This is a genomic window from Synechococcus sp. (assembly GCF_982614295.1).
In genome coordinates this window covers 1-9,938 of sequence record NZ_CEXBMR010000009.1, presented here as the reverse complement: position 1 = coordinate 9,938, position 9,938 = coordinate 1, and the positions used below count along the sequence as shown (strand labels likewise).

Annotated in this window: 11 protein-coding genes; 4 read left to right on the top strand and 7 right to left on the bottom strand. The window is 47.7% G+C overall.

The annotated features are described in order from the left end of the window. Positions 1–57: 57 nt before the first annotated feature. Positions 58–1,347 (bottom strand): adenosylmethionine--8-amino-7-oxononanoate transaminase, encoded by a 1,290-nt coding sequence (gene bioA, locus AC2JC8_RS02625; protein WP_484400504.1) that lies wholly within the window; start codon positions 1,345–1,347, stop codon positions 58–60. Further along, positions 1,340–4,102 carry a cation-translocating P-type ATPase gene (locus tag AC2JC8_RS02620; RefSeq protein WP_484400492.1) on the bottom strand — a complete coding sequence of 921 codons (2,763 nt, stop codon included), beginning with the start codon at positions 4,100–4,102 and terminating at the stop codon, positions 1,340–1,342. The genes bioA and AC2JC8_RS02620 overlap by 8 nt, the downstream gene beginning before the upstream one ends. Before the next feature lie 45 nt (positions 4,103–4,147). Here AC2JC8_RS02620 and AC2JC8_RS02615 point away from each other — a divergent pair, with 45 nt between their 5' ends. After that, complete coding sequence (locus AC2JC8_RS02615; RefSeq protein WP_484400493.1) at positions 4,148–5,557, top strand: potassium transporter TrkG; 1,410 nt, start codon at positions 4,148–4,150, stop codon at positions 5,555–5,557. A 38-nt stretch (positions 5,558–5,595) separates the two neighbouring features. Then, positions 5,596–6,294: a potassium channel family protein gene (locus AC2JC8_RS02610; RefSeq protein WP_484400506.1), complete on the top strand. Its 699-nt coding sequence runs from the start codon at positions 5,596–5,598 to the stop codon at positions 6,292–6,294. A gap of 32 nt (positions 6,295–6,326) precedes the next feature. Here AC2JC8_RS02610 and AC2JC8_RS02605 read toward each other — a convergent pair whose 3' ends face one another. Genes AC2JC8_RS02605 through psaM form a run of 3 tightly spaced genes read right to left on the bottom strand, consistent with a single transcriptional unit; the run spans position 6,327 to position 7,901 of the window. Beyond that, entirely contained in the window at positions 6,327–7,307 is a 981-nt protein-coding gene (locus AC2JC8_RS02605; protein WP_484594160.1) for a protochlorophyllide reductase, read from the bottom strand. A 26-nt stretch (positions 7,308–7,333) separates the two neighbouring features. Further along, complete coding sequence (locus tag AC2JC8_RS02600) at positions 7,334–7,741, bottom strand: hypothetical protein (protein ID WP_484400496.1); 408 nt, start codon at positions 7,739–7,741, stop codon at positions 7,334–7,336. Between the two features lie 37 nt (positions 7,742–7,778). Then, positions 7,779–7,901: a photosystem I reaction center subunit XII gene (gene psaM / locus AC2JC8_RS02595; RefSeq protein ID WP_261354917.1), complete on the bottom strand. Its 123-nt coding sequence runs from the start codon at positions 7,899–7,901 to the stop codon at positions 7,779–7,781. Between the two features lie 94 nt (positions 7,902–7,995). Here psaM and AC2JC8_RS02590 point away from each other — a divergent pair, with 94 nt between their 5' ends. Next, positions 7,996–8,670, top strand: a complete 675-nt coding sequence (locus AC2JC8_RS02590) for a phosphate signaling complex PhoU family protein (protein WP_484594159.1) — start codon at positions 7,996–7,998, stop codon at positions 8,668–8,670. Continuing rightward, on the top strand, positions 8,667–9,146 hold the full coding sequence (locus tag AC2JC8_RS02585; RefSeq protein ID WP_484594158.1) for a CRR6 family NdhI maturation factor: 480 nt from the start codon (positions 8,667–8,669) through the stop codon (positions 9,144–9,146). The genes AC2JC8_RS02590 and AC2JC8_RS02585 overlap by 4 nt, the downstream gene beginning before the upstream one ends. A gap of 8 nt (positions 9,147–9,154) precedes the next feature. Here the strand turns inward: AC2JC8_RS02585 and AC2JC8_RS02580 are convergent, their stop codons facing one another. Together AC2JC8_RS02580 and AC2JC8_RS02575 are read right to left on the bottom strand one after the other, a co-directional pair. Continuing rightward, positions 9,155–9,313, bottom strand: coding sequence for a hypothetical protein (locus AC2JC8_RS02580; protein ID WP_484594157.1), 159 nt, complete (start codon positions 9,311–9,313; stop codon positions 9,155–9,157). A 92-nt stretch (positions 9,314–9,405) separates the two neighbouring features. After that, the coding region (locus tag AC2JC8_RS02575; RefSeq protein WP_484594156.1) for a TSUP family transporter at positions 9,406–9,938 on the bottom strand (533 nt) is incomplete at its 5' end.

Below are 9,938 nucleotides of genomic sequence, written 5' to 3'. Positions count from 1 at the left end.
GGTGTTTGGTTTGATTCCACGCGGCTTGCCGGGCTTGGTATTTGCAACCACTGCCAGCTAAGCCAAAGCATCTATGGCCTGCTCCAAAGCCCCATAACAACACTGAAGCTGGGAATCACTAATACAGAGAGGCGGCAACAAATACACCACATTGCCGAGAGGGCGCAAATACACGCCTAGCTCTAGGCAATGCCGTTGGATCTGTTTACCCACTGGGTTGAGATAGCTGTTTTCACCGGCATTCACTTCAAAGGCGGCCATGCTGCCCAAGCAACGCGGTTGCCGCACCAATGGGTTAAGGCTGAGCTGTTTCAATAAAGGAATATGCCGCTCCTCAAAACCACTAAACCGCTCGGAGTATTGCTGCAGCAACTCAAGGCTTGCTAAGGCAGCGGCGCAACCCAAAGGATTAGCCGTAAAGCTATGGCCATGGAAAAAAGTGTCGGTTGGCCGTTCACTAATAAATCCTTGATAAAGCCGTTCACTAGCCATCGTTGCGCCCATTGGCATAAAACCACCTGTAAGCCCCTTCGAGAGAGCCATCAGATCAGGTTTTATGCCCGCTTTTTCGCAGGCGAATAGTGCTCCAGTGCGGCCAAAACCAGTAAAAACCTCATCGGCAATTAGCAGCGCTCCAGAGCCCTGCACCATTTCCGCCACTGCTCTTAGGAAGCCTGGACGCACTTGGCGCATACCACTAGCACCCTGAAGCAAAGGTTCGAGAATCACCGCTGCAGTTGGTGTCTCCAACGCCAACGCCAACTGGCTTAAGGCCTGCTGCTCCCGCAATTCCACACTGTTATCGCCCCAATGGCAATGGGGCCAAGCAACCCTTGCCACATTAAAAAGCAGTGGTTCATAGGCTTCGGTGAATAAAGAACGATCACCTAAAGCCATAGCTCCGAAGGTGTCGCCGTGATAGGCACCTTCAAAAGCAATGAGCTGATACCTCTTGCTGCCTTGATTCCTCCACCATTGCCAGGCGATCTTTAATGCCACCTCTACCGCCGTGGAGCCGTTATCAGAAAAGAAGAGCCGATCTAAGCCGGTAAGGGCACTTAATTTGGTTGCCAAATCTTCAGCTGGTTCATGGCTGAAATTGGCGAAAATCACCTGCTCCAGTACCACAGCCTGGCGGGAAATTGCTGCGGCAATGCTGGGTTCAGCGTGGCCATGCAGGGTTACCCACCAACTACTAATCGCATCGATTAACACCCTGCCATCATCAAGCTCCAGTTCACTACCTTTGGCGCAACGCACCCGCATTGGCGTTGGGCTCGAAACCACTTGGGTAGTGGGATGCCACAAGTGGGAATGCCATCCCGTTGTTTCAGCGAAATTAGCTATGAGCTTCTCCTTTGAGGCGCCACTGCCGCCAGATTTTTTCTAGCTCTAGGTATAAAAAGAAAAGTAGGCTAAACCCAACACAAATGAGTAGATCATGCCCCTTTAAAGCTGTGGTGCCAAAGAAGTTTGAAAGCCAAGGCACATAAAGCAGCAATAATTGCAGGCCAGAAGTGAGCAGCACTGCCCAGATCAGCCACGGATTTGAAAAGGGTGCCACTTGAATTAAAGGTAAATCGCTGCGGGCCGATAGGGCATGACCCATCTGCGCTAGGCAAAGGGTGGTGAATACCATTGTTTGCCAAGGGGCATTAGTTCGAGATGCGTAGAACATCAAAGCGATCACAATTAACGCAAATATCACACCAACTCGCAGAATGTAACGGCCAATGCCGCGGGCAAAGATTGATTCGCCAGGTTCAGCTGGGGCCCTATCCATCAAACCTTTTTCGCCGGGTTCAAGGGCTAATGCCAAAGCTGGAACTCCATCTGTAACCAAATTCATCCACAGGATTTGCAAAGGCGTTAAGGGCACACCAACCAAGCCCAGCAATGGCGCAGATGCAATTGTGATTAATTCACCTACATTACTACCTAAAATATATTTAACAAATCGACGTATATTTGCATAAACCAATCTTCCCTCTTCTACAGCATTAACTATGGTGGCAAAATTATCATCTAATAACACCATATCTGCAGCTTCTTTGCTCACTTCAGTTCCTGTGATCCCCATCGCTACGCCGATATGAGCTTGCTTTAAAGCTGGAGCATCGTTAACACCATCCCCGGTCATTGCTACCACCTGCCCCCTTGCCTGCAGAGCTTTCACAATGCGCAACTTCTGCTCAGGTGGCACCCTTGCATAAACGCTGCTCTTCATCACCACCTCCTGCAGGCGCTCATCATTAAAACCTTCCAATTCACGGCCGAGCACCACCTCAGCATCTAGATTGCATAAACCAATGCCAGCGCCAATCGCTTTTGCCGTAAGCGGGTGATCGCCAGTGATCATTACAGGGCGAATACCGGCTTGGCGGCAGGTGGCAATCGCCTTAATAACCTCTGGTCGGGCTGGATCCAGCTGAGCCATTAAACCTAAAAGCACCTGATCATCTAATTCATGGTTTGGGCTTTCATGGTGGGGAGCGCAGGCAAAAGCCAGCACTCTTAAACCTGCTGCCGCTAGGCCCTGAGCTTGATCCAGCCACCACTGCTGTTGTTCTAGTGAAAGGGTCGCAACACCAGAAGCATCAATCCAGCGCTTGCAATTGCCAATAATCACCTCAGGCGCTCCCTTACTGATCAAGAGCCGAGTGGAACCGTTTGCTAACGAACCAAGGGGGGCTTGCAATTCACCGCTGAGATCTTGCAACCACACAGCCATCAGCTGACGCTCTGAACTAAATGGAATCTCAGCAACACGCTTGAACTTGCTGCGAATTGCAAACGCATCGATGCCAGCTTTTGCTGCCACAACAACAAGAGCGCCTTCAGTGGGATCGCCAAGGATCTCCCAATTCTTTTCGGCATCTTGCTTTAACTCGGCATCACTACACAACACACCGGCATGCAATAACAACTGCCTTGCTTCAGCGCTGGAGCCGGGGGAGGAATTTTGAGGTGGGGTGAGCAGCCTGCTGGTGAGCATGCCGCTGGGGGAGTAACCCACCCCAGTAACAGCCACACTTTCAGTGCCAATGCGCAATTCCTGCACCACTTGGCGGTTTTGAGTGAGGGTGCCGGTTTTATCGGAGCAAATAACCGTTACTGAACCGAGAGCCTCCACCGCTGGCAAACGCCTTATCAAAGCGGCCCTCTTAACCATGCGTTGAGTGCCTATAGCGAGGGTAACGGTGATAACAGCAGGTAGGCCTTCAGGCACAATCGCCACTGCCATAGATAGCGACACCTCAAGCAAGTTAAGAAGGGATTGCCCCAGCAGGGCACCTAGCAGCATCACCAGCGCCACGAGAGCCAATGCGCCGATTACCAATACCTTTGCAAGGCCATCAAGGCGTTGCTGCAACGGGGTGCTCTCTCCCCCTGCAGTGTTAATCAACTCAGCAATTTGGCCTAATTCGGTGGCCATTGCAGTGGCTGTTATCAGCGCTACTCCACGGCCGCGCACCACTTCAGTGCCCTGAAATAAGCAATTGGTGCGCTCAAGCACAGGTGTATGGATATCAAGCAGCAAGTTGGAATTTTTAAATACCGTTTCCGCTTCACCGGTAAGAGCCGATTCCCGCACGCCAAGTTCAGCCACTTCAATTAAACGCGCGTCAGCTGGAACGCGATCACCAGCTTCAAGGCGTACTACATCGCCAACAACAAGTTCTTCACTACTTATACGTTGCCATTCAGCATCACGTTTCACCTGCACCATCGGCTGCGCCATGTTTCGCAAGGCAAGCAAAGCCTGTTGAGCTTTACTCTCCTGCAGAAAACCAAGCAAACCGTTTAAGCCAACGATCACCAAAATTGCAATCGCATCTTTAGGGAACACCTCCTTATGGAGGGCTACCGCCGCAGATACCGCTGCCACCGCAAGCAACATCAGCAACATCACGTTGCTGAATTGATCCCAAAGAATTTTCCAGGTGCTGCGACCCTGGGCTAGCTCCAAGCGGTTTGGCCCTGCAGCCGCAAGCCGGCGAACCGCCTCAACCCGGCTCAAACCTGTAGGAAAGCTTGCCAATTCCTGCAAACACTGCTCTGAAGTGAGGCTGTGGGAGTGAATCACTTGAGGGCGAGACAACTTGGTAGTAAAAATTCTTTGAAGTTTAGAGGTAGGTTGTGATGTATGGATAAAAAATTCATCCCAAAAAGTGTTGCTGCTTTGCAGCACCGGCGTGAGCGGCTCACGGTGCCACAATTCACAATATTAACAGGATTGTTAGTAATAATTGTGGGTACTTTTTTACTTTCATCAGATCTATGTTCAAGTGACTCTGTGGGCCTTTGGGAAGCTTTATTTACTGTTACTTCTGCGATTACAGTTACCGGCTTATCAATAATTGTTGTAGATCAAGATCTAACAATTTTGGGGCAAATTGTACTAAGCGGATTAATTTTAGTTGGCGGCCTTGGCTTAATGGCCATCACAACATTTTTACAAGGTTTTGTGCAAGGGCGTTCGGGCCTGAGGCAACGCTTAGATAAAGGTCGTGCCCTTGATGAATTTGGCGTTGGCGGCATAGGCCCCACTTTTAAAGGCATTTTGATATGCGCCGCTTGGGTGATGGGTATTGGTGCTGCCGTGCTCTACTTTTTTGGTTTTACTGATATTGAAAATCCAGCCAAAAGAGCATGGGCTTCAATATTTCATGTGATCAGCGCTTACAACAACGCTGGATTTGGGCTGTGGGCTAATAATCTAGAAAACTACAGAGACAACATCGTTGTAAATGCAGTTATTGCTTCAATGATTGTGATTGGGGGTATTGGTTGGTGGGTAACAAATGATTTATGGGCAAATCGAAAACGCTTGAAAATATTAAAGAGCTTAAGCCTCCACACCAGGCTGGTATTACGAACAACTGCTGTTTTAATAGCTTTAGGTTGCTTAGGACTTATTTTTACAGAGCATTTTGGCCTTGAGGCTGGAGCAATATCGCAATTTAATTTATTGCAAAAATTCCAAATAAGTCTTTTTCAATCAATCAGCACTCGCACCGCTGGGTTTAACACCATTCCTCTATCGGCCAAATCAATAACTGATGCTGGTTTACTTTTGATGATTGTATTAATGTTTATTGGAGCCAGCCCAGGTGGCACAGGTGGCGGCATAAAAACCACAACATTTGCAATCTTAATGGGTGCCACCCGTTCTACTTTGCAAGGGCGGCATAATGTATTAATGCACCGCCGCATGATTCCGGATCGCACTGTATTAAGGGCGGTGGGAGTTACGATTGCTTCGCTATTATTTGTTGTATTGATGGCACTTTTATTGGGGATAGGCCCAACTGCTATCGGCCTTCCAAATCACCAGAACTACAGTTTTATTGAAAAGCTTTTCACATGTGTCTCCGCCTTTGGCACTGTGGGGCTTGATCTAGGCGTAACTGCAAACCTCAACCGCTGGGGGCAACTTGTGCTAATGGTTGGCATGTTTGTTGGCCGAATCGGCATTTTGCTCTTGCTTTCCGCCATCTATGGCAGCACAGCTGAAACCAGGGTGGGTTATCCCAAGGAAGATTTGTATGTGTAAGGTTTTCGAGTAGAAATATGGCAATTGAAACTTCAAATATGAATCAATGGTGGCAGTGGAGCAACAACGGCGAAGCGAGGGGTTTTGCAGTGATTGGAGTGGGGCGTTTTGGTTCATCTGTTTGCGCTGAATTGCTGCGCTCTGGAGCAGATGTGTTGGCAGTTGATTCGAGCCAACGGGCCATAGATGAATTGAGACATTTTGATGCCTCAATTGAAAGCCGAGTGGTGGATTGCACTGATGAAGAAGCCATGCGGGCCGCTGGGGTATTAGAACTAGCCACTGTGGTAGTGGCGATCAGCGAACCGATAGAAGCGAGTATTACCGCCACCTTGATTTGTAAAGATACCCCTGGCACAAAGGTGAAACAGGTGATCGCTAGGGCAACAAGTGATCTTCACCAAAAAATGCTGGAACGGGTTGGTGCCGATCGGGTTGTTTTCCCATCAAAGATGCAAGGCAGGAGATTGGGAATGGAACTTATTCGCCCTAATTTACTAGAACAGCTCAGGCTAGATGATATAAATAGTATTGAAGAGATAAAAATACCCCAGGAATTTATAGGGAAATCTTTACGCGAAATTAATCTGCGTAAGCATTACAATGTGAGCGTTCTTGCTGCAGGGCCAAGCGGTAAACTATTTGTTAATCCTCCCGCTTCTCACATTCTGCAAGCTAACGAGCTACTTGTGGTAATGGGATCAAATGAAGCTCTGAGGGCACTGCCAGGTAGCTGACAACTAACTACAACTAAAACTATATTAGGAAATCAGTTTAAACCAACTAATTTACTAGATAAATCCCAAACTTTTTCTGCTGTTGCAAGGTCAGTTATCTTACTTGATAATTGCTGTTGAAATTGTTGCTGATTTTTTTTCTGCCTATTTCCCCAACTCCAATGCACACCAGAAGCTTTGAATTCATTCGAATCAACTACTTGAGCGACGCGATTACCAGCCAGTTCTTGGCTTACATAACCACCGGTAACATTTTTTTGAAACCAGGGAAAGATTCGCTGGAAGGCGGGGAAACTATGGCGAAACAATGGGCTATCAGCTACGCATCCTGGATATAAAGAGCTAAATGTAATCCCAGTGGAGCTATGGAAACGACGATGCAACTCCAAGCTGATAATCATGTTGCAAAGTTTACTATCTTTATAAGCCTTTCCAGGTTTAAACACTTTGCCATTTGCCATGGCGATTGGATCCTTAAAACCTTGCTCAAAACCAGCTAAATTGCCTAGATCTGCCGGTGCTGGGATTGGAATTTTACCGCCAAGTTCACTTGAATTAGCTGTTACTGTGCCAAGGGTAATAACGCGTCGATCAGGGTTATCAGAATTTATTAAATCTTCCAAAAGCAATCGGGTGAGCAAGAAATGACCCAGATGATTAGTGGCCATCGTAAATTCATAGCCTTGAGCACTCCATTCCGGTTGCTTTAGTAATGGTTTATATATTGCAGCATTAATAACAAGAGCATCAAGGGGTAGATTTAAGTTGCGAAAAGATTTAACGAATTCTCGAACTGAATTTAAATCAGACAATTCAAGAGTTAGTGGAATTAAGTTTTTTGCCGAAAGCCCCAATGCTGCTGCTGCAATTTGAGCCCTGGTGGTATCACGAACCGCCATAACAACTTTGCAACCAAGATCAAGCAGTGCTTTTGTAGCCCATAATCCAACGCCAGAAGATGCACCAGTAACAATTACCAGCCGGTTTTCTCTATCAGCGGCAGGATTGATCATCAGAAAAGAATGAAGTAGTCAAAAAGTTAGGGGCTTGGTACTGCTGGCGACCAAACAACACGGCGGCGATTTGGGGCAATCCACTGCTGTTCTTGCTGGAACACCACCTGTTGACCATCGCTTGAAAAAAGCCGATCCAGCTGCACTTGTTGTTTTTGGAGACGATCCAATTGCAATTGCAGCACCGCTTGAATTTCACCATGCCGATCAAGGCGATGCTGATGGGCTAAAGCTAATTTCGCAAGGGTAACAACCGCTAAAAGCAGCCCCGCTGTTTTCAGCAACAGGCCCAAACCCGCAAACATGATCTCCTCCCTTGCAATCGATGCGCTGGAAGCCAACACAACAGCAGGTGCTGGACCCTCTAACGGACGCAAATGGGAAGCGGTGCGACGTGGTGGGCTTGCTTGCGGTGCAGTTTTCTCGTTTCGCACTAAAAAGCAAACAACACACCCGCTTTTAGCAGCCAGATCAAGCCCTGTAAAGGCTCACGCAAAGGCGCATCGCCAAAACAGCACCATGTAGTGCAACGATCAAGGCGATGTAGATCTCAACTTGGGAAACAACGGAATCCACAGCGTTACAGCAAACCATGCCATCCTCCACCAAACAGCACAAAAAAGATCGCTCCTGTTACAGCTCTTAGCGGCTTCGGCCAACTAGGTTGCTACTTGCTATCCCTCAGTTCATGTCCATCCTGGCTTGGAGGCGTATGCAAAAGGTAGGGCGAAACGCCCCTAGCCCAGATTCACTGGCTTTAAACAGTCTTAAACAACAACTTTTGAAATTGGGTTCCATGGTGGAGGAATCGGCGGTTCTAGCGAGATCTGTTCTTGCGATTGCAGATATGGAAGCAGCGCCACAAATACGAAGTAGCGATGATAAAATTGATATCATTTATCATCAGTTAGAAAATAGTTGCACTCAATTGCTAAATGATAAAAGCTTATCTCAGAAACAGGTTTGCGAGGTTCTAAGTTATATTCACTGTGTTAGAGATTTAGAGCGCATTGGCGATTATTGCAAAGAATTAGCTGAATTGGGGGAGAGGCTACTACCCTCACAACCGTTACCGCAGAGGGATGCGATTTTAATAATGTTAGATCGTTGTCGTTCACTGCTTGCACTTGCACTTGATTGCGTTAGTGATGATGATGGAAGTGCTGGAGCTAAATTACAAAATTTTGATGATTTAGTAGATGCAGACTACGAACAACTTCTAGAAAAAATGATGGATCCAATTCCCACCTCAGCTCAAGCATATGAAGCTTCCTTACTACTAGTTCTGGTGCTGCGTTGTATTGAACGAATGGCAGATCACGCTGTAAATGTAAGCCAAAGAGTTGCCAGGGCAAGCAAATGACTCAAATACAAACCATAAATATCAGCGCCGGCCAGATTATGGGGCTTAACATTGAAGCCTTAGAACCAATTTGGGTATTGCCCGTGAAGGAGCTTCTCCAATTGGAAGCAAAATTGCAATTAAAACTGGAATGGCCAAGGCCAGAAAATGACCCAAGGGAACTTAGCGAAATAGCTGAATGCAGGCTGTGGAGCCTAAGAGCTGATGCACTTTGCCCCTGGTTGCCTTTGCTGCTTGAGCGTGAAAATGGTCATTTGAGTAGGCACGTGGCAATGTTGGTGCCCCATAGTTTCAATAAAACTGAAGGGATAAGGTTTAGTGAGGATGCTTTGAGTTTATGGGTAAGCCATCGCTTATTTCTTTTAGACCATTGGAGCCAAATGCAGGGTTATCAAATAAGGAACAATCTAAACCAAATGGTTGCTGAATTAGGCTTTGAACTTGATCCAAGCTTTTGGCCAAAGGATATGCCTTAGGTTATTTATTATTTTCTTTTGCAAAGTTCACTGCGATCTTCTCCGGGGGTGGAAAACGGACCACAGCTTACCCATCGCACTAATCCCACCTCAATATCAGTAAGGGCCACAAGGATGGCGACAAATGCAATTACCGCAGCGCCAACCTTAATAGAATTTTGGTTCACAGTAAAAACAAATCAACTTTCATAAGTGTATACCATGAAGCATTTAAAATAAAGCTGCGTTAAGAGATAAATATGATCCTTGGGCTGCGCATCTATTTATAAAAAAGCATTGCAGCCCTCCTAGCGCTATCAATTGCCAGCAGCAAAGTAAGCAGCCGCAACAGCCACGCAAGTTGGGCCGGTTTCACCCGCTGCAAACGCGCTGCAGACCAACGCGCTCCAATCGCTGCAGATCCGCCTAAAACCAAGGCTGAAAGCCATTCACCTCGGCCCGCTTGCAAAAACAGCAAACCTGCAACGCTGGAAGCGCAAAGCACCGCAAAGGTGCTTAACCGAATCGCGAGATGAATCGGTAAGCGCAAGGCGCTCACCATCACTGGAACCATCACAAGGCCGCCGCCGAGGCCAAGTAAACCGCCGGCCAAACCAGCAACTGCCCCCACGCAAAGCAAAGCCAGCAAAGGTTGCCTTGCGTTGAGTGCCGTTTCACTTGGGGCTAGCTCCCCGGGCCGAACAAACAGAGTTAAGGCTCCATACATCAAAGCCTGCGAGGCCAGCAGTTGCCAAGCCGGCAGGGCAGCACCAAGGCGGCCGAATAAAAGCCCGAACAGCAAGGCCCCAGAGC